The organism is Candidatus Paceibacterota bacterium (assembly GCA_028714635.1).
Classification (GTDB): domain Bacteria; phylum Patescibacteriota; class Minisyncoccia; order Phycocordibacterales; family JAQTLZ01; genus JAQTLZ01.
In genome coordinates this window covers 44,060-64,100 of sequence record JAQTLZ010000004.1, presented here as the reverse complement: position 1 = coordinate 64,100, position 20,041 = coordinate 44,060, and the positions used below count along the sequence as shown (strand labels likewise).

Here is a 20,041-nt window from a genome sequence, read left to right as displayed (position 1 = left end):
CGAGAAAAAACTCTAACAATCAACATATGCAAGTCGGAGTCTATACAATCAAAGACACCCTCTTTAATGGAGAGGCTACAAAAGTTATCGCAAAGACGACGACTGGAGAAATTACTATTCTCCCGAACCATCTCCCTTTGGTTTCTACGCTCGTTCCTGGAATTTTGAAAATCATCGAAAAAGACGGGCAAGAGAAATCTATCGAAATTAAATCCGGAGTTTTAGAAATTCGTCCAGAAAGCCGTATCGTTATCTTAGCCAGCGCATAATCTTTCTTTAAGAAATGAAAGCCGTCATTATCGCCGCGGGAGTGGGAAAGAGAATGCAGCCACTCACCCTCACAACTCCGAAACCCCTCCTCACTGTCCTTGGAAAATCACTTCTCGAGCGCGTTTTTGATGTTTTACCAAACGAAGTTACTGAAATAATTGTTGTAATCGGCTACAAAGGCGAGATGATACGAGAGAAATTCGGTAATTCATACAAAGGCAAAAAAATTGATTACGTTGAACAAAAAGAGCAAAAAGGAACGGCCCATGCATTGGAACTCTGCCGGCATCTCCTTACAGAAGGCGAGCGATTCTTGGTTATGTACGCAGACGATATCCATCACAAAGAGAGCATCCAGAAAATGCTTGTCTACCAGCGCGCCTTACTTCTTTCTCGGGCTGAACATCCAGAGCGATTCGGCGTAGTGGAAATGGATAAAGATAATCGCATTCTAGAACTTGTTGAAAAACCAGACGAACCGAAAAGCAATCTCGTCTCAAATGGTGTCTATCTTCTTGATGACAATGTATTCAATTACAAAGCTCACGAATACAAAGGAGAGCTCTATTTACCAGTACTTATTGAGCAAATGCTAAAAGAGTATCCCGTGTACGGCGTCGTATCTGATCTTTGGATACCAATCGGCTATCCTGAAGATCTTAAAACCGCAGAAGAAATCTTGAATGCAAGAAAGTGATTTTGGTATACTAGAGGAATGAAGATTACCAAGCTCGGTCACTGCTGTCTCCTTATTGAAGAAAAGAGTTTGCGGATTTTGACCGACCCGGGAAGTTTTTCAACTCTCCAGGATTCAATCAAAAATATAGATATCATCTTGATCACTCACGAGCATCAAGACCATTTTCATATTCCTTCGGTAAAAACGGTTCTCAAAAATAATCCAAAAGCGCGAATCATGACCAATACTGCCGTCGGACTTCTTTTAGAGAAAGAGGGAATTAAATACGAAATTCTTGAAGAAGGACAAAACAAAACACAGGAAGGAGTTTTAATCGAAGGCTTCGGTACCATCCACGCCGAAGTTTACGAAACGATTCCCCGAGTTCAAAACACAGGATACTTTATTTCAAACCGTCTGTATTACCCGGGAGACGCGCTTCATATCCCCCCTAAACTGCCGGAAATTCTTGCCCTGCCAGTAGCGGGACCGTGGCTCAAAATTTCAGAAAGTTTTGATTTCGCGCTCGCCTGTAAGCCGAAAATCATCTTTCCTGTACACGATGGAGGCCTTAAAAACACTGAAATTACCGATAGATTATCAAAAATAGCGTTTTCTCCCCGTAAAATCTTTTTTCAAGAAATGGAGCTGGGGAAAACCATTGACTTTGACAAAATATAGCCTAGTTGTACAGTAAGAATTAGAGCAGTTCTCGGGCTCTCTGTGAACATAACATCAAAGTTAACCCCAAACGGAGGAAAAGGCAGTGGACAGAAAAATACGTCTCTCAGCAGACTTTCCTCACCGGAGGCATTTGGGGAAAGGCAGGAGAGGTGGCCAGAAGACCACAACTGTGGTTGAAGAGAAGCCCAAGCTTTACTCATTGGTTACGCGAATGGGTGGGTGGTCTGAACATGAAATCAATACTTTGGTGGAACGCAGATTTATCGTTTACACCAATGGTTTCATGAAAGACCCGGGAAGACTTAAGATCGTCATCGAGGCAACCTGCAACGCGCGAGAGATTGCGGACGTCCTCGACATCGATACCGGAATCGAAGTAAGGTTGTTGACCCGCGACAAACTCCCATTCGAACCAGATAAGGCAGAAATTTTGCCTCCATAAGTCCAAGGAACGTGCTCGCGACCGTTCCTTATTTCTTTATATGAGAATATATGCCTGTCTGATATACTTTTTACATGGAGACCACTTCTCCCACCACAATTGTCATATTCGGCGTTACGGGAGATTTGTCTCAAAGAAAGCTTTTTCCGTCTCTCTATGAGCTTCATACGAAAGGGTTTCTGCCTTCAAAATACCAGATCGTTGGTTTCTCCCGCCGCTCCCTTTCTACGGACGAGTTCAGGAATTTTATAAAAGAGACGCTCATTACCAAAAAGATGCCCGCGAGTGAAAGCGATCTCTCTGATTTTCTTAATCACTTAAGCTACCGAGAAGGTTCATTTGATAATGCTGATTCGTACAAAAATCTTTCGGACACGCTCTCAAAAATTGATGGCGGACTCGGGCAATGCTCGAATAAACTTTTCTACCTAGCCGTTCCTCCAGATCTCTACGAAGGAATTCTTGGACACCTTTCCTTTTCTGGACTTACTATTCCATGCGGGGGCGATATGGGTTGGACACGAGTCCTCATTGAAAAGCCATTTGGAAGAGACGTAGAGACTGCACACAAGCTCGACCATCACCTTTCTGACCTCTTTGAAGAAGAGCAGATTTTTCGCATTGACCACTATTTAGCAAAAGAAACGCTTCAAAATATCTTGACATTCCGCTTTTCCAACGCTCTTTTCGAACATCTTTGGAGCGGAGAACATATAGAATCGGTTTCTGTAAAACTATTCGAAACTCTCGATATTTTGGGGCGCGGAACTTTCTATGATTCAACCGGCGCGCTTCGAGACGTCGGACAAAATCATATCTTGCAAATGCTCGCGCTTGTAGCAATGGAAAGACCAAGGAACCTTACACCAGAGAGTATCCGCCGAGAACGGGCACGAGTATTTGAAAAGCTAGTACCTATGGCGGTAAAAAACATTGAAGAATATGCAGTCCGCGCGCAATATGAAGGCTATCGAGGAGAGTCGAATGTAAATCCCGAATCCACGACCGAAACATATTTCAAACTCAAAGCGTTCGTCAATAACGAACGATGGCGGGATGTACCTTTTTATCTTGAAAGCGGAAAGGCTCTGAGCGAAATGCGGACTGAAATTGTGGTGATTTTTAAACCCTGCACGACCTGCCTTTGTCCAAATGGCGACGGTCACGAGCACCGCAACAAAATCACATTCACCATCCAACCAAATGAAGGAATTTCTATAGAATATTTTATGAAAAAACCTGGATTTGATTCTTCCGTCGAACCGAAAGACCTATCCTATGTTTATCGGGAAAGCGTAGAAGAAAAAGCCCTTCCTGACGCCTACGAAAAAGTGCTCTACGATTGTATCCGCGGAGACCAGACGCTTTTCCCCTCGACAAGCGAAGTAGACCTGACGTGGAAATATGTAAGTCCCATCATCAAACATTGGGAATCTCTCCCGCTTCTCTCGTATAAAAAGGGGTCGGAAGGCCCCAAGACATCTTTTTAACTAAGAGGATGGATCCCGTTAGAAGCAACCAACATCTGCAAACCGTGCTTAATTTGAAGGTTTATAAAATAATCGAAGCTAGCTTCTAACGGGATGGAAAGAAATTTTGAAAAAAACGAAAATATCTTAAAAGAAAGGGCTGGTGAGAAACTTTCGCATCTTTTTTCGGAAAAAATTCCCACCCTCCTTCTCCTTGCGGGAGGTTCCGCTTTCTCTTTTTTGGATTTTGTAGATTCAAAAGTTTTCTCTTCAAATCTTACTATAGGAATGGGGGATGAAAGATACAGTATTGATGAAAATATAAATAATTTCAGCCAGCTCCAAAAAACTCAATTTTTTGCTGATGCAACAAAAGGAGGGGTGCAATTTTTTGACTCACGAGTTGAGACGGACGAGACCTTCGAACAATTCGGCGAGAGGTTCAGAAAAAATATCGAGGATTGGATTTTGAAAAATCCGGAAGGAAACATCATCGCAATTCTTGGAATAGGAGAAGACGGCCATACTGCAGGTATTCTGCCATTTGCAGAAAACCCTGATCTTTTCGACAAACTTTTCGAACAAAATGAAATTGCTGTAGCTTATGATGCTAAAGGGAAAAATCTGTATCCGCATCGAGTAACAATCACACTTCCATTTATTCGAAGCAAAATACAAAAATCTATTGTGTACGCAACTGGAGAGAAGAAACGGCAAGCTTTAGGAAAAATATTTGCGCCAGCCGGACATCTTTCAGAAACCCCGGCAAGAATTCTTAAAGAAATGAAACATGTGATACTTTTTTCGGATATTGAGGCATAAACTCACGATTATGATAGAATATGGCGCATAACTTCTTATAAAAATATGGCAAAGATTTTTATTTTAGTTGGGCATCCTGACAGCGACAGCGAGTGCGCCCGCCTCGCCACTGCCTATGAACTTGGAGCTCGTGCTGCCGAGCATGAGGTGCGTATGACGAGACTTGGAGACCTGAAATTCGACCCGATACTGCATAAGGGATATAAAGAGATACAGGCACTAGAGCCCGACCTTCTCAAAGCCCAAGAAGATATCAAATGGTGCGAACATTTTGTGGTTCTCTATCCTGTCTGGTGGGCAGGAATGCCTTCGCTTCTCAAGGGTTTTTTCGACCGTGTTTGGCTTCCCGGGTTTGCCTACCATTTCAAAAAAGAAGGGTTTTTAAAGGGAGTCATCTGGCACGGGGCACTCAAAGGGCGAAGTGCTCGAATTATTGTGACAATGGATAATATTCCTTTTATTGCAAGGCTCCTCTTTGGAGATATAACGAACGAAATGCACTTCGGTATTCTCAAATTTGCAGGCTTCTCTCCGGTTAGAGTAAAAAAGATCGGTCTTATGAAATTTAAAACGGCTGAAGGAAAAACGAAGCACGCACAAATGCTCGAGCGATGGGGAAGAGAAGGAAAATAAAATTCTATGTTCAAAGAATTTTTAATGCGGAAAATGCTTGCGAGCAAAATGAAAGGCGTGCCGGAAGCGGAGCAAGAGAAAATGCTAAAGATGATTGAAAAAAATCCGGAACTTTTTCAAAAAATTGCTCTTGAAGTCCAGGAAAAAATAAAAGGAGAAAAAGATCAGATGTCCGCAACGATGGAAGTCATGAAATCTTACGAAAGTGAATTACGCTCTATACTTTAAGGAGCTTCCGCTGGTACAATATATGCTAGTTTAGCAGACGTACTTTGAGTGGTGGCGTTCGACTTTTGTGAGGAGGGTACGCAAGTGACTTTCACAAGAAGACAGGAGAGGGAGTTCCGACAAGTTCTCGCAAAAGAGCGGGTCAAAATTCACAAACGACTTGCTCAATACATTGCGAGAATCAGGAAGGGTCCACAAAACGGCACGAGGGAAAGCTTGTCGTCAATCGATGCTGTTTACCCTGATTTTAAAAGCCGGGTCACGGCGACTGATCTGACTTGGAATGAGATCCTCAACATTTCTTCAACTGTCGGAATGACTCTTGAGGAGGTTTTGCCTGACATTCCCAAAGGCCTGGAAGATCCGATTTCTTTCCGACTTCAGCTCCTCACAGATCTCTGCCCAGAATGAAATCTCTTTCACGCAAAAAGAGACCGAATGACGCTCGATTGGGGAGCGTCATTTTTTCTTGGCCTTCTTTTGTGCTACAGTACCACAATGGCACTTAGTATAGGTATTGTTGGTTTACCAAATGTTGGAAAAAGCACTCTTTTTAATGCACTCACAAAAAAGAGTGTTCCTGCAGAAAATTATCCTTTCTGCACTATAGACCCGTCTGTCGGAGTTGTCGCCGTGCCGGACGAGAGACTGCAAAAACTTTCTGATTTTAGTAAATCTAAAAAAACAATCCCAGCTGCAGTAGAATTCGTCGACATTGCAGGACTTGTGAAGGGCGCGGCAGAAGGGCAGGGGCTTGGCAATAAATTTCTCGCAAACATCCGCGAAACTGATGCGATTCTCGAAGTTGTGCGTATTTTCAAAGACGCTGATATTATCCATGTTGCAGGAAAAGTTGAGCCTCTTTCTGATATTGAAGTAATTAACTTGGAACTTATTCTCGCCGACCTCGAAACTGTCACAAAGCGGATGGCAAACATAAAAAGCGACCTTAAGCGCGGCGATAAGAAAGCTGTTGCAGAAAATGCTCTCCTTGAAAAAATTCGTCCGATTTTAGAAGCCGGGAAGCTCGCTCAAACTACCGAGATGAATGTCGAGGAAAAAGAAATTGTGAAATCACTCCATCTTCTGACCATGAAGCCGATTCTCTACGCACTCAATATTTCCGCCGCAGCTGAAAACGCAGACGACGTGAAAGCAAAGATCCCAGGGCCATTTATTGAAATTGATCCAGTATTCGGCACAGGACTTGATACTCTGATTGCAAAAAGCTATGAAATCCTTGGCCTCATCACCTATTTCACAACAGGAGAAGACGAAACTCGCGCATGGACAATTCAAAAAGGCTGGACTGCTCCGCTCGCTGGCACAGCAATTCATACAGATTTTAAAGATAAATTCGTGAGAGCGGAAATTATAGAATCAGACAAACTCCTAGAAGCCGGGTCATATGCCACAGCGCGTGAAAAAGGCCTCGTTCGAACTGAAGGAAAAGAATATGTCGTGCATGACGGAGATGTCATCGAGTTTAAGATATAACACTAAATTGATGGGGATGCTTGCCCCGTAGCCAGCTTCGCTGTGGTACCGGGGTCATCGAATTCAAAATCTAGTTTTTAATTCTTTTCGAGAACTTTGCATAATGTGTCGACTATGATAGTTTGGGGGATAGTGCTGTTCAACAAAAACCCAGGGGGACAAAACCATGAGCGTCGAGAACGATTTTCGGCGCTTGTACGCCGAATACCGAAGAGTAACCAGGAAGGAAAGTGCGTTGCGGAGAAAACTTTTAGACTTCGTCGAACGAATTGAGAAGGGTGGCTACGAGAATAAACACCAACTCCTTTCAAGAGAAGAGATAACTGCATTGGTGTTCGCACAGCTGGCAAAATTGGACCGTGAAGAAAAAAAGACGAAGAATGGCGCGACGATAGAAAGAGAAAGTAGGAAGCTTCACTTACTTCTTCAGGACGCAAGAGAATGTCCAGGACAGCTGGTGGGACATTTCGAAGTGTACTGTTTTCGCGTAGACAAACACTTGCCGAAAGGAATATGTGTTTTCGGAAAAGTCCCAGAACAGGGCTTTGAATTCGACCCGGAAAATTTGGATGTGACACTCATACAGTCCGGCCAGGGAATTCTGACGTACGATCGGCGGACAATGATGTTTAACCCCTATCGAACACTGCTAAGTCTCCAGCTCAACCGCACGACTTTGTCAGCAACAACATTGTTCGGCTATCAAAGAATATCAGCCGGACTTTATGTGCGCAGACACTGGATAGGAAAAAACGACTGGTCGATGCGAATCCTAGCTGTTGGCGATGAAGCACTCGAAGCACTCGCTCGCCGGCTGAATAACTATGCACCGGAAGCGGACGAAAAGACGATCGGGATTGATCGGCTCGTCGAGGTGTATTCATATGCCAGACACCATTTGGATCCCTGGGGTTCGGCATTCAAGCATGTGCGAAGAAACCCCAGGCTTTTTGAGAAAATGGAAAGATGCCTGCAAATCAAAAAGTTTTGAAATGGAAAGGAGATCCGCTACCGCGTTTCTCCTTTTTTTTTAAAAATCAGTGGTTTGGGGATTAAACATAAAAAAACTCTCGGAGCCCAAACGGACCCCAAGAGTCACTGCGAAACTGTCATACAATCGTTTGCCAGCGTGATTTTTTATCTCCCCAATACCAGAAAATAGTGCAGAGTCTGGTCGGGAAACCTATCCCTAAAGCAAAACAAGCCACAGTCCCCACCAGCGAAGCAAGGATTCCCTCCTGGACTATAGGAGTGCAGGTCACGATGAGGAAAAGAAGGGCCCACCCAATCAGGAAGGAATTGCTCCTTATCCGCAAAAACTCTTCGGGATAGCTGGTAACGGCTTCCCTGAGATCGTCTTCCTCATCGTCATCACTCCGTTCATCAAAGATGTCGGCGACGAGAAAGTAGACGAAGAAGACCAGCGCTGAAAATGCCGATTCGATTCCCGCCACTAGATAGGAGACATCCCAGATGAAAATTCCGAAAACAAAGATCGAGGCGCAGGCGACGATAGCGCCAACACAATGGAACGTGTCAAAGAGCGAAATGAGACGCTCCAATTGTGTGCGGACATCTTGATCGACACTTACAGCGGGTGATTCACTCATTACCGTGGCCCTCCCAGGCTCGATTCCAATGTGTAACAGCGCCAAACAACCTCCATCCAGATTATACCCGCTCGCCCTTTTGTCAAAGCAAAAAAGGGGATATAATTCGGTATTATCCTCACTTATAAATCCATGGAACCACAAACCAAAACCACCCCAAAAGACTTCTTTTTAAACGTCGCCATCTCGATAACGCTGTATGCATCAACTATTGCTTTCCTCAATATCCTTTTCGGTATTCTTGAATACCTCATGCCAGATGCCCTGAATTACTCCTATGGCGCACCGCAAAGCATCCGTATCGCCATGGCAACGCTCATTGTGGGCTTTCCGCTCTATATCGTTTTTTCATATTTTGCGCGCAAGACTGAAAGACTTGAACCTTCGCGGAAAAATACCTGGGTACGCCGATGGCTCACTTACATCACTCTTTTTCTGGCCGGAGCCGCTGTTGCGGTAACTCTCATCGTCCTCATCAACACATTCCTGAATGGCGAGATAACCTTGCGATTTATCCTGAAGGTCCTGTCAGTCGTCATCGTGACCGGAGGAATCTTTAGCTATTACATCATTGATCTGCGGGAAGAAGCTGATGGAAAAAAGCGTGCTCGATGGGCATTCATCATCTCCGCTCTTGCAGTCGTAGCTCTCCTTGTCGGCGGACTTCTTACCGTAGGCTCGCCAGCGCGGGAGAGAGCATTACGCTTCGACGAACAAAGAATCTACGACCTACAGAATATCCAATATCAGATCGTGAACTATTGGCAGAAAAAGGGCGAACTTCCCAAAAAACTCTCTGAGCTAAATGATTCAATTTCTGGCTGGAGTGTACCTCAAGATCCTGAGGGAAGAGAGTATGTTTACCGTTTTACTGGTGGGCTTTTATTCGATCTTTGCGCCACCTTCAACTTAAAAGTTACGTCTCCAAAATTTACCGAAGTGTCCGCGCCTCTCGCACCCATACGATCGCAAGATTACAACTGGAGCCATGACTCTGGCTACACCTGTTTTGCCCGAGTAATTGATACACAGCTCTATCCGCCTCCCAAAAAATAATTCCAAAAAAACGCCGGCGTGTTGCGCCGGCGTTTTTTGTATTGTATTCTAAAGTTCATGCAAAAATACGATCATCTAAAGATCGAAAAGAAGTGGCAAAAAGAATGGGCTCGGAAAAAAGTCTACACCTCCCATGAAGATCCGAAAAAGCCAAAACATTATGTCTTGGACATGTTTCCATATCCTTCGGGAGACGGTCTTCATGTGGGTCACCCAAAAGGCTACATAGCTACCGACATCTACTCGCGCTTTATGCAAATGAAAGGATATAACATCCTCCACCCTATGGGTTGGGACGCTTTTGGCTTGCCCGCGGAAAACTACGCGATAAAAAATAAGATTCATCCCGAAATTGCTGTGAAGAAAAATATCAAGCGTTTTAAAGAACAGCTCTCCATTATGGGTTTCAATTATGATTGGACCCGGGAGATAAACACGACTGATCCGAAATACTACAAATGGACGCAGTGGATATTCTTGGAGCTTTTCAAAAAAGGATTGGCATATGAATCATACGAACCGATCAATTGGTGTCCATCCTGCCAGACGGGACTCGCGAATGAAGACTTGGAAGATGGAAAATGCGAACGATGTGGTTCTGTCGTGGAAAAACGTCCGATGCGGCAATGGATTTTGAAAATCACCGACTACGCAGAACGTCTTCTTGCTGATCTCGACGCGCCAGTTCAAAAAGAACCTCTGAAAATTCTTATCGGAACGAGAAATAATGCCAAAGTAGAAATGTGGAGGAGATGCGTTCCCAAAGAAAGCGGAATAACGTTACTATCCCTAGACGACATAGCAAAAATTGATGATTCCGATCTCGTAGAAGGCGATGACTTCGAGGAAAACGCTCGGAAAAAATCCGAATATTATTTTAAAAAGACTGGAATTCCTACCCTTTCAAGCGACCACATTTTCTGGATGGAGAAATGGCCCGAAAATGATGGAAATGTCGTTCATATGCGGAAACACGCGAATCCCAATTCTCCTCGGGCAAGCGATGAGGAGGTTGTGAAATATCTTAAAGATTTCGTGAAAAAGAACGGGGAATCGAAAAGCAGATTCCTTTATGCTCTTTCTTTTACCGATGCATCGGGTACCGAAAACTTAGTTGCAAAAGGCAAGGAATATATTTTGCAGGATCAACAGTCAAAAACTTTTTGGGACGGATATCCGGTAGAATCGCTCATCAAAGATCCGCAAACAGGAGAATATAAATCAGAGGAATCTGATGAAATCCGCTATTCGCATGTAATAGACGCGGTACAGAAAAAAATACTGCCAAGAATCCAAAAGGGGCAAAGAACAGCGGGCTTGAATTGGCCAGAGTCAATCAAAGAATCCCAGAGAAATTGGATAGGGAAGTCAGAAGGAATGCTTTTTACGGCACCCGTCAAAGACACGAAGCTCACAATTCAGACCTTTTCGGCTCATTTTGAAGCATTTACGGCCGATACATTCGTCGTGATTGCTCCGGATCACCCATATCTACCAAAACTTCTTGAAGGAATACCGAACAAAAAAGAGATTCTTGATTTTGCGGCAGGACTTATTAAAAAGCGTGCGGGACAAGGCTTCGCGGAAGAAAAAGAATCAGAAGGAATTTTCACAGGCAGATATATTGTAGACCCGGTAGGGAATGGAGACCTTCCAATTTGGATCGCCAGTTTTGCTTTAGCTGATTATGGTACGGGAATTGTAAAATGTTCGGTTCATGACGAACGTGATTTTGCTTTTGCGAAAAAATATAAGATTCGTTTGAAACCGGTACTCTTTCCGGCGGACAAAGTCCTTGCTGAAAAAGTTCGAAACCTTGAAGTTTGTTTCAGTGATATGAAAAATGGGGTTCTTAACGAACCAAAAGCATTCGAAGGAAAGTTCTCCGGAAAGGAAAGACAGAACATCATCTCGTACCTGGAAAAAAACAAGCTTGCTGTGAAAAAAACAACTTACCGCCTGCGCGATTGGGTTTTTTCACGCCAAAGATATTGGGGCGAACCGATTCCAATAATCCACTGTGAAAAGTGCGGGACTGTACCAGTTCCGGAAAAGGATTTGCCGGTAAAATTGCCCAAAGTAAAGTCATATGCGCCGACAGGAACGGGGGAGTCTCCGCTTGCTGAAATTTCAAAATGGGTAAATGTGAAATGCCCGAAATGCTATGGTCCTGCAAAGCGGGAAACAAACACAATGCCCCAATGGGCGGGCTCTTCTTGGTATTATCTCCGCTACATGGACCCCAAAAATTCTAAAACATTTGTAGATCCAAAAAAAGAAAAGTATTGGGCGCCTGTAGATGTCTACGTCGGGGGGACAGAACATGCGACACGCCATCTTATTTACGCGCGCTTCTGGCACAAATTTCTTTTTGATATCGGAGCGGTCTCGACGACTGAACCATTCATGCGTCTCAAGAACCAAGGACTCATACTTGCCGAAGACGGGAAGAAAATGAGTAAAAGATTCGGAAATGTTATTAATCCCGATGATATCATCAAGCTCTATGGCGCCGATACACTTCGTATTTATGAAATGTTTATGGGTCCGTTTGAAAATGCCATCAATTGGAGTACAGAAAGCATGATCGGTTCACGGCGCTTTGTAGAGCGCGTCTGGAAACTTTCACAGAAGGTCGCCCAAAAGCCCAAAACAGCGCCATCGCAGAATCTTTTAAACTCGCTTCACAAAACAATCAAAAAAGTTGGTGAAGATATCGTTGATTTCAAATTCAATACAGCGATCTCTTCAATGATGATGTTTTTAAATGAGGCCGAAAAAGAAACAGAGATCGGAGCAGAAATATTCTCGGATTTTCTCAAAATTCTCTCACCATTCGCTCCTCATGTTACGCAAGAATTATGGTCACTATTCGGAAAGGGAGAGCTAAAAGATGCACAGTGGCCTGTATTTGATAGTGCTTTGATCGGGACATCGTCCTTCACAATCGTCGTACAAGTAAATGGAAAAGTGCGCGGAGAATTTAGGGTCGAAAGCGAGATGGGGGAGGAGGAGACCAAGAAAAGAGCTCTCTCACTTCCAGAAACGCTGAAGTGGATGGAGGGAAAGACCGCGAAAAAAATTATCTACGTAAAAAATAAATTAGTGAGTATCGTCGTATAAAAACCTTAATTTTGAAGCTTTTCTGGGGGGTATTTGACATTAAATGAGGAGTATAGTATTGTAAGACCACAGGGAATGAGGCCAAAAAGACACTATTTCACAACAGAATTGACTTTATTTCACACAAATGCTAGAAAATAGGTATGTAAGCAAAAAGCTTCGCACGTAAAATTTTATTCAAATGACACCAGCAATTAAATTTAAACCAAAACAGATAACCAAGAAGCTTTTGGGCGTTCTCCCTGCTCGCGCGAGGGATGTGCTCGTAAGCCGTTTTGGGCTTGGTGCAAAGCCGGAACGAATGACTCTTGAGGCGATCGGCAAGACATACAACATCACTCGAGAACGAGTTCGACAGATCGAAAACTACGCGATTCACAACATCAAGAAATCCGAAGGCTACAAGAAAGAAAAGGCTGCTTTTGACGAGCTTGAAGCGATCCTTCATGAAATGGGTGGATTTGTTGCGGAAGAGGATTTTCTAAGTCATCTTGCAAAAGATGCTTCTACCCAGAATCACATCAACTTTCTCATGATTTTGAGCCACAACTTTAAGCGAGAGAAAGAGGACGATGAATTCAAGCACCGATGGTATGTTGACGATGCTCTTTCTGCAAAGGTACACGAATCACTGCGAAAACTTTACAAAAACCTTGGCGACGACGATATTATTCCGGAATCAGAGATCATCAACACTTTCCTTGATTACGTAAAAGATCTTTCTGATCATTTCAAAAAAGAAGAGATCATCAAGCGATGGCTTTCAGTTTCAAAAAAGATCGGCCGAAATCCAATGGGCGAGTGGGGACTAACTTCTTCTCCAAATATTAAAGCGAAAGGAATGAGAGACTACGCATTTCTCGTTATCCGAAAGCACGGCTCTCCGATCCACTTCACTCAAGTTGCAAAAGCAATTACCGATACGTTCAAAAAGAAGGCTCATGTCGCAACCTGTCACAACGAGCTCATCAAAGATCCTCGATTCGTGCTTGTAGGACGCGGACTCTATGCTCTTTCTGAATGGGGATATCTTTCAGGAGTGGTAAAAGACGTTATCAAGAAGGTTCTCGAAAAGCACGGACCATTGACGAAACAAGAAATCATTGAAAAAGTGCTCAAAGAACGATATGTCAAGGAGAACACTATTGCGATTAACCTCCAAAACTCGAAGCACTTCAAGAAAGACAAAGACGCAAAATACTCTCTCGTAGGATAAAAACAAAAAACTGCCGGCAAGGCAGTTTTTTGTTTTCCCCGTATCCACCTTTTGTAGATGGAAAAACATATTTCTATGCGATAGAATATAAGGAACCAAATGTCATCAGGCTCCAAAAAACCGGCGATCTTTGATTTGAGCAATAAAGGACTTCTGCCATTCCAAAATTTCATGGTGGGAGTTTTCGCCGTTGTTGCACTGGTTATCCTCGCTCAATTTCCTGGAGCCCTCGAAAAAACAATTTCCGTTATCTTTGAAACCTCGCCGATCTGGCTTCCTTTGGTTCTTCTTCCGCAATTTATGCATATCTGGCTCCACTGGAGGCGCGCAATGTTTCTTATGGGGCAGGGTTCGGCGCTCATAGAAATTAAGTTGCCAAAAGAGCTAGTGAAATCTCCCGAAGCAATGGAGCTTGTCCTCACATCATTATGGCAAAAGGGAAGTGCGACCTATCTTGAAACTTATTGGAAAGGAAAAGTGAAGCCCTGGTTTTCTTTCGAAATTGTTTCAGAAGACGGGAATATTCGCTTCTACATGTGGACATTCAAAAAATTCAAGGAGCTTCTTGTTCACCAGCTCTACGGCCAATATCCGAATATTGAAATTTTGGACGTGAAGCCCGAAGACGACTACGTCCATAAAGTTGAACACGATCCCGTGAATCTTCCTATCTGGGGAACGTATTATAATCTCGCGAAGCCAAGTATCTATCCGATAAAAACATACATGGATTTTCGCATGCATGAAAATCCAAAAGAGGAATACAAGATCGAGCCAATGACTCCGCTTCTTGAATATTTAGGCTCGATGAAAAAAGGCGAAACGGTTTGGATTCAAGTTCTCTTCCAATGCCATAGAAAACAAGGCCTCAAAGAGGGATTTCTCTACAAACAGCCGTTCTGGTCTGATGCCGGGAAAGCGGAAGTAAATAAGATCATGAAGCGCGATCCGGAAACCAAGGGACCAGACGTAGTTTCAGATACCGGATTCCCAATTCATCCAGTTATGAGCGAGGGAGATAAAAATGCGATTACTGCGATCGAACGCAATATTTCTAAATATCCTTTCGAGACAACTATCCGCGCTTTTTACATCGCAAAAGCCGAGGCCTACAATCCAATATCGAACACGGGTATCATTGGAATCTTCAACCAATTTAATTCGAAAGAATTAAATGAAATAAAATTGGCTTGGTTTACTGATTTCGATTATCCTTGGCAAGACTTCCGAAGAATCCGAAGAAACAGAATGGAAAAGCAGATGCTTGATGCGTACAAGAAACGCTCCTTCTTCCAAGGTCCCTATCATCATTTCCGGGAAGCCGGCTTTATCATGAATGCAGAAAGCCTCGCTTCCATTTATCACTTCCCAGGAGAAGCCGCGACAACGCCATCATTCACCAGAATTCCTTCAAAGAAAGTGGAACCTCCTTCGAATTTGCCAACATAATAGGGGACAGGGTGGAGGGTATGGGGTTGAGAATAAAAATCAAAACTTTCTCAGCACAGTATTTTCTACCCTGTACCCTGTACCCTAAACCCTTTACCCTTCTTCTATGCGCTTTCCCAAATACCTTTTGAAAAGAAAAGCTCTCCTCATCATCGCAGGGTGCGTCTTGTTAGTCGCTTTTTATTTTCTCTCCTTGCCTCCTTCGGGCTTTCCTTCCAACAAAATAGTGATGATCGAATCCGGCAGTTCCTTAAAGGAAGTCGGTTCATTTTTGAAAGAGAAGGGGATTATCCGCTCATCATTCCTCTTTGATAACTTCGTCATCCTTCTCAATCATGAAAAAGCAGTTATCTCCGGAGAATACGTCTTCACGAAACCACTCTCTGTTTTCTCAATAGCAAAAAGAGTGAGTGCCGGAGATTTTGGGTTTCCTTTGAAACGCGTTACCATCCCTGAAGGGCTCAACACCCTCCAAATTGCGAATTTAATGCCCGCAGAGTACTTTCATTTCAGTAAAAATGAATTTTTGAAGCTTACTACAAAAGATGAAGGGTACCTTTTCCCCGACACCTATTTTTTCCCGATAAATATCACCACGGAAAATATTATAAAAACGCTTTCTGAAAATTTCGAAAAAAAGACGGGGGTTTTGAAAGCGGATGTTCTTATTTCAGGCAGAACATTTAAAGATGCGATAACAATGGCGTCCATTCTTGAGGAAGAAGCGCTCACAAGCGAAGACAGAAAAATGGTCGCTGGAGTTCTTTGGAAACGATTGAAACTCGGAATGCGCCTTCAAGTAGACGCGCCTCTTTCCTACGTGACAGACAAAACCACCTTTGAACTAACGCTCAAAGATCTGAAATTTGATTCTCCTTACAACACCTATTTGCACACGGGTCTTCCACCGGGGCCAATTTCAAATCCCGGCTTGGATGCAATAGACGCAGCCATCCATCCGACAACTTCGAAATATCTTTTTTACCTTTCAGGAAGAGATGGGGTGATGCATTACGCAGCGACTTATGCGGAACATTTAGCAAACAAGAAAAAATATTTGGATTAAAAAAACGGCTCCTTTCGGAAAACCGTCTTCGTGTGAAATGAACATCGAGAAGATCAGGATTTGATCAGCTCGGACACCGCCGCCATTCTCCTATCAAGAACTTTCAGCCTCGGAATCCTATCTTCCGGGACATCCATAAGGAGAGGCGTACTGACAAGAACACTGCGAGAGTAGCATCCCAAGGAATTTGTGTGACAGACTGGCACCGCCGAATTCGTCACATAAGTGAGAAGCATGCCGCTTGGGTGTGTGTAGACATGCTCCACGGGAACATAATTTCCACTTTCTTCGGCGCCTTTGTGCCAAAGTTTTTTCCTCGAGACCGACCAAAGTACAAGCTGGCCTAGGTCGCGCATTGTTTCGAATGCCAGACTATTCGTTGAGCCAAGCATCGAGACCATTCCTTCCGGAAAGGTCTGCATGACAATCACGGGCCTGATCTCATCTCCATCCTTGAACTTCGGCTCGTTTTTGTGGGGAAAAAGCTCGTCGCGCTCTACCGTACAAAGCACCGAACGATCATTGGCCGATTTTCTTGAAACCGATACCAAAAGGGAGTTCACCTCGCAGTTTATGCGCACACCGACAACCTGAAGTTCCTTTCTGCAGGCGCTTACCGTTCCAGTCCAAAGCATTTCAAAAAACTTGCTTCGGTTCAGGTAAATGAGATCAATGACGACCCCATTTCCTTCAAGTTGGACAATCGCTGGAATTGTCCCGCTTGGGCGATCCGGGCGCGCCGTAAAATCCGGCACCAGAATTCCTTGTCGACGACTTGTGGCCATTGTCTGACTCCTTAAACAGGGTTTCAAAGGATTTAAACGCCAACTTTCGACGAAAATAGTATACATTTCTCAAAGCTTGTCAATTGTGGCATACTGTGTTCGAAATGATTCAAAAAAGCCCCAAACAAAAGGTCTTTGTAGGACTTTCGGGGGGAGTAGACTCCTCTGTTTCTGCTGCACTCCTTAAAAAAGCCGGGTACGACGTAACCGGGGTTTTCATCAAAGTCTGGCAGGCAGATTTTCTGCCATGCAACTGGAAAGAAGAACGCCTGGACGCAATGCGGATTTGCGCCCGACTCGGCATTCCTTTTCTCACATTCGACCTCCAAAAAGAATACAAAAAAGAAGTGGTGGATTACATGATTCGCGAATACAAAGCGGGACGAACCCCTAATCCAGACGTGATGTGCAACCGCCATGTGAAATTCAGAGCGTTTTTTGATAAGGCCCGCAAGATGGGAGCGGACTATGTCGCTACTGGCCATTACGCCCAAGTTGCGAAAACAAAACGTGGAAAATTTGAAATGAAAGCTGGCTCTGACTTCAATAAAGATCAAAGCTATTTTCTCTGGACACTCACGCAAAAAGAACTTTCAAAAACATTTTTTCCAGTAGGAAATATCGAGAAACCGGAAGTGCGAAAGCTCGCAGAAAAATTCAACCTCCACACAGCAACGAAGAAAGACAGCCAAGGGCTCTGCTTTATCGGTAAAGTAGACCTTAAAGAATTCTTAAGCCATTTTGTGAAAGAAAAACCCGGAAAAGTACTCGATGAATCTGGGAAAACGATAGGGAAGCACGAGGGAGCATTTTTCTACACTTTGGGACAGAGACATGGGTTCACAATAACCAAAAAAACTCCTCACGACACTCCATACTACATTGTGAAAAAAGATATCAAGAAAAACGTCCTCACCGTCTCAGAAAAAAAACCGGAAAATAATTTCCTCAAAGACACTCACATTGTAAAAATTGAAGATACCAATTGGATCTCTGAAATTCCTCAAAAAAGAAAGGTGTACAGCGCCCGAGTCCGCTATCGCCAGCCGCTCGAAAAATGTACCGTCGAAATAAAAACCAAAAAAACGGCCATAGTAAGCTTTGAAAAGCCGATTCAAGCAGTCACTTCGGGGCAATCTCTAGTCGTATACGACAAAAACACCTGCCTCGGCGGTGCAATCATCTCCTAGCGGGAAAGTTTCGGGTGCGATAAAATAAAGCCACATTAATTAATCCAATTTAAAATTATATGGATACATTTTTTGCGAATCCAAATACTGTTATGTTCTTCCAGCTACTCCTCGCGCTGGTGCTCGGCGGGATTTTAGGAATTCAAAGAAGTCTCTCTCATAAAGGCGCGGGAATGAGGACCTTTTCTCTTGTCGCAATGGGTTCTTGTCTTTTTGTTGTCATTTCAGAGATCATACATGCCCGAGCGCTTGGAGTGGGCGATGTCATTCCCACACAGATTCCCGGAGCGATCATTACCGGCATCGGATTTCTCGGCGCGGGCCTCATCATTTTCAAAGATGATAAATTGAAAGGACTTACCACGGCGGCAGGACTTTGGGTCGCCTGCGGGATTGGAATTGCTATTGGATTTCAACTCTACTTGCTTTCAATTTTTGCAACTGTCCTTACTCTCCTTGTCTTTACCGTGCTGTGGAAAGTAGAGACAGCGATCAAAGAAACTGGTTCCGAATATTCTGAAGAGAGCGGAGAAATAAAATAGCATTTAAAATGAAGACGTTTACGGAAAAAGTGTTTGCAGTAGTGGCGAAAATTCCAAAAGGAAAAGTTCTGACGTACAAAGAAGTGGCAGAGCGCGCGGGAAGCCCTCGGGCTTCCCGCGCTGTCGGCTCCATCCTCAAAACCAACTACAATCCGAGAATCCCGTGCCACCGAGTCATCCGTTCCGACGGCAAAACCGGACACTATAATCGCGGAGATATGCAAAAAATCGCACTTCTTAAAAAGGAGGGTGCTCTTAGCGAGGTTCAACCTCGCTACAACCTCGCTAGAAATGAAGATTAATGGACGAACACACAGTAAAACTCAAACGGATTAAAGACGAGCTTCTCGCAATGGAAAGTCCGCTTGCTGATGAGCGCCGGAAAAATAAAGTTTTCCCTGTGATCGGAGAAGGGGATCATTATGCGAAAATAATGTTCATCGGCGAAGCGCCAGGAAAGAATGAGGCCAAAACGGGCAAGCCTTTTTGCGGAGCATCAGGCAGGATTTTGGACGAGCTTTTGGCGAGCGTCGGGATTGACCGAAAGGGCGTCTATGTGACAAACATCGTCAAGGATAGGCCTACTGACAATCGTGACCCTCTACCGTCAGAAATAGACGCTTACGGGCCATTTTTAGACCGTCAAATCACTATAATTGAGCCGAAAATCATCGCAACATTGGGGCGTTTCTCGATGGAATACATTATGAAAAAATTCGGTCTTGGCGCACAGTTACAAGTAATAAGCATGATGCACGGCAAAACTTTTGAAGTAGAAGTCTCCTACGGTAGCCTCACAGTCATCCCGCTCTACCACCCCGCCGCCGCAATCTATAATCAACACCTTAAAGACACTTTAAAAAAAGATTTCGAAGTTCTGAAAAAATATAAATAAAATAGCTGTTTTGTTCGCTTGGCGGCGAACAAAACAGCTAGATGTTAGTTGAACAACGGCGCGTCACGTAGGAGCCGCAGGCTAATCGTCCCCCAAAATCTGTGATCGATTAGCCTCAAGAAAGGCTGGGCTCTGTGTCGCGAGAAACACAAGCTTTTCCCCCCAAGTAAACACCTTTGACGATGCTAGGAGGACTTGTTGAGATGCCTCCTTCATCTCCTGCCCCAGAAGAGCGATCAACTGGAGGCGTTCTGCATCTGTCCAATCTGGACTTGGCACGAAATTATTGATCATGACTTCCTCCCCAATCCGACACTGCGAAATTCGAGTGTCTACCAAAATATAGATTACTACGAATTTAGTATTTGTCAACATGTTCGGACAA

The 20,041-nt window shown here is 43.9% G+C and carries 23 protein-coding genes; 20 read left to right on the top strand and 3 right to left on the bottom strand.

Features of this window, described 5'->3' with window-relative positions:
• Positions 1–26: 26 nt before the first annotated feature.
• From PHS53_03575 to PHS53_03525, 11 genes are all read left to right on the top strand, one after another.
• Complete coding sequence (locus tag PHS53_03575) at positions 27–269, top strand: hypothetical protein (protein MDD5357197.1); 243 nt, start codon at positions 27–29, stop codon at positions 267–269.
• Positions 270–283: 14 nt separating this feature from the next.
• Positions 284–967, top strand: a complete 684-nt coding sequence (locus tag PHS53_03570) for a nucleotidyltransferase family protein (protein MDD5357196.1) — start codon at positions 284–286, stop codon at positions 965–967.
• Between the two features lie 18 nt (positions 968–985).
• Positions 986–1,630, top strand: a complete 645-nt coding sequence (locus PHS53_03565; protein ID MDD5357195.1) for an MBL fold metallo-hydrolase — start codon at positions 986–988, stop codon at positions 1,628–1,630.
• 214 nt (positions 1,631–1,844) lie between these two features.
• Positions 1,845–2,075 carry a hypothetical protein gene (locus PHS53_03560; GenBank protein MDD5357194.1) on the top strand — a complete coding sequence of 77 codons (231 nt, stop codon included), beginning with the start codon at positions 1,845–1,847 and terminating at the stop codon, positions 2,073–2,075.
• A 74-nt stretch (positions 2,076–2,149) separates the two neighbouring features.
• Positions 2,150–3,565: a glucose-6-phosphate dehydrogenase gene (gene zwf, locus PHS53_03555; protein MDD5357193.1), complete on the top strand. Its 1,416-nt coding sequence runs from the start codon at positions 2,150–2,152 to the stop codon at positions 3,563–3,565.
• Positions 3,566–3,658: 93 nt separating this feature from the next.
• Positions 3,659–4,366 (top strand): 6-phosphogluconolactonase, encoded by a 708-nt coding sequence (locus PHS53_03550; GenBank protein MDD5357192.1) that lies wholly within the window; start codon positions 3,659–3,661, stop codon positions 4,364–4,366.
• Positions 4,367–4,411: 45 nt separating this feature from the next.
• Positions 4,412–4,999 carry an NAD(P)H-dependent oxidoreductase gene (locus PHS53_03545; GenBank protein MDD5357191.1) on the top strand — a complete coding sequence of 196 codons (588 nt, stop codon included), beginning with the start codon at positions 4,412–4,414 and terminating at the stop codon, positions 4,997–4,999.
• A 6-nt stretch (positions 5,000–5,005) separates the two neighbouring features.
• Positions 5,006–5,227: a hypothetical protein gene (locus tag PHS53_03540; GenBank protein MDD5357190.1), complete on the top strand. Its 222-nt coding sequence runs from the start codon at positions 5,006–5,008 to the stop codon at positions 5,225–5,227.
• Positions 5,228–5,311: 84 nt separating this feature from the next.
• Positions 5,312–5,638, top strand: coding sequence for a hypothetical protein (locus PHS53_03535; GenBank protein ID MDD5357189.1), 327 nt, complete (start codon positions 5,312–5,314; stop codon positions 5,636–5,638).
• A gap of 87 nt (positions 5,639–5,725) precedes the next feature.
• Entirely contained in the window at positions 5,726–6,724 is a 999-nt protein-coding gene (gene ychF, locus PHS53_03530; protein ID MDD5357188.1) for a redox-regulated ATPase YchF, read from the top strand.
• A gap of 166 nt (positions 6,725–6,890) precedes the next feature.
• The gene (locus PHS53_03525; protein ID MDD5357187.1) at positions 6,891–7,715 is read left to right on the top strand and encodes a hypothetical protein; all 825 of its coding nucleotides are present in this window, start codon (positions 6,891–6,893) and stop codon (positions 7,713–7,715) included.
• A 118-nt stretch (positions 7,716–7,833) separates the two neighbouring features.
• On the opposite strand, the gene PHS53_03520 is transcribed toward PHS53_03525, so the two are convergent.
• Positions 7,834–8,334 (bottom strand): hypothetical protein, encoded by a 501-nt coding sequence (locus PHS53_03520; GenBank protein ID MDD5357186.1) that lies wholly within the window; start codon positions 8,332–8,334, stop codon positions 7,834–7,836.
• A 132-nt stretch (positions 8,335–8,466) separates the two neighbouring features.
• Between PHS53_03520 and PHS53_03515 the strand changes: the two genes are divergently transcribed.
• From PHS53_03515 to mltG, 5 genes are all read left to right on the top strand, one after another.
• Complete coding sequence (locus PHS53_03515) at positions 8,467–9,390, top strand: DUF5671 domain-containing protein (protein MDD5357185.1); 924 nt, start codon at positions 8,467–8,469, stop codon at positions 9,388–9,390.
• Positions 9,391–9,447: 57 nt separating this feature from the next.
• On the top strand, positions 9,448–12,513 hold the full coding sequence (leuS, locus tag PHS53_03510) for a leucine--tRNA ligase (GenBank protein ID MDD5357184.1): 3,066 nt from the start codon (positions 9,448–9,450) through the stop codon (positions 12,511–12,513).
• A 181-nt stretch (positions 12,514–12,694) separates the two neighbouring features.
• Positions 12,695–13,729, top strand: coding sequence for a sigma factor-like helix-turn-helix DNA-binding protein (locus PHS53_03505; protein ID MDD5357183.1), 1,035 nt, complete (start codon positions 12,695–12,697; stop codon positions 13,727–13,729).
• Between the two features lie 99 nt (positions 13,730–13,828).
• Positions 13,829–15,178, top strand: a complete 1,350-nt coding sequence (locus tag PHS53_03500) for a hypothetical protein (protein MDD5357182.1) — start codon at positions 13,829–13,831, stop codon at positions 15,176–15,178.
• A gap of 106 nt (positions 15,179–15,284) precedes the next feature.
• The gene (mltG, locus tag PHS53_03495; GenBank protein ID MDD5357181.1) at positions 15,285–16,244 is read left to right on the top strand and encodes an endolytic transglycosylase MltG; all 960 of its coding nucleotides are present in this window, start codon (positions 15,285–15,287) and stop codon (positions 16,242–16,244) included.
• A 53-nt stretch (positions 16,245–16,297) separates the two neighbouring features.
• Here mltG and PHS53_03490 read toward each other — a convergent pair whose 3' ends face one another.
• Complete coding sequence (locus PHS53_03490) at positions 16,298–17,029, bottom strand: phosphoribosyl-AMP cyclohydrolase (GenBank protein MDD5357180.1); 732 nt, start codon at positions 17,027–17,029, stop codon at positions 16,298–16,300.
• Between the two features lie 104 nt (positions 17,030–17,133).
• Here PHS53_03490 and mnmA point away from each other — a divergent pair, with 104 nt between their 5' ends.
• Genes mnmA through PHS53_03470 form a run of 4 tightly spaced genes read left to right on the top strand, consistent with a single transcriptional unit; the run spans position 17,134 to position 19,656 of the window.
• On the top strand, positions 17,134–18,219 hold the full coding sequence (gene mnmA, locus PHS53_03485; protein ID MDD5357179.1) for a tRNA 2-thiouridine(34) synthase MnmA: 1,086 nt from the start codon (positions 17,134–17,136) through the stop codon (positions 18,217–18,219).
• A gap of 59 nt (positions 18,220–18,278) precedes the next feature.
• Positions 18,279–18,761, top strand: a complete 483-nt coding sequence (locus PHS53_03480) for an MgtC/SapB family protein (GenBank protein ID MDD5357178.1) — start codon at positions 18,279–18,281, stop codon at positions 18,759–18,761.
• An 8-nt stretch (positions 18,762–18,769) separates the two neighbouring features.
• Positions 18,770–19,063 carry an MGMT family protein gene (locus PHS53_03475; protein MDD5357177.1) on the top strand — a complete coding sequence of 98 codons (294 nt, stop codon included), beginning with the start codon at positions 18,770–18,772 and terminating at the stop codon, positions 19,061–19,063.
• Complete coding sequence (locus PHS53_03470) at positions 19,063–19,656, top strand: uracil-DNA glycosylase (GenBank protein MDD5357176.1); 594 nt, start codon at positions 19,063–19,065, stop codon at positions 19,654–19,656. The genes PHS53_03475 and PHS53_03470 overlap by 1 nt, the downstream gene beginning before the upstream one ends.
• Before the next feature lie 81 nt (positions 19,657–19,737).
• Here PHS53_03470 and PHS53_03465 read toward each other — a convergent pair whose 3' ends face one another.
• On the bottom strand, positions 19,738–20,031 hold the full coding sequence (locus PHS53_03465; GenBank protein ID MDD5357175.1) for a hypothetical protein: 294 nt from the start codon (positions 20,029–20,031) through the stop codon (positions 19,738–19,740).
• Positions 20,032–20,041 lie beyond the last annotated feature (10 nt).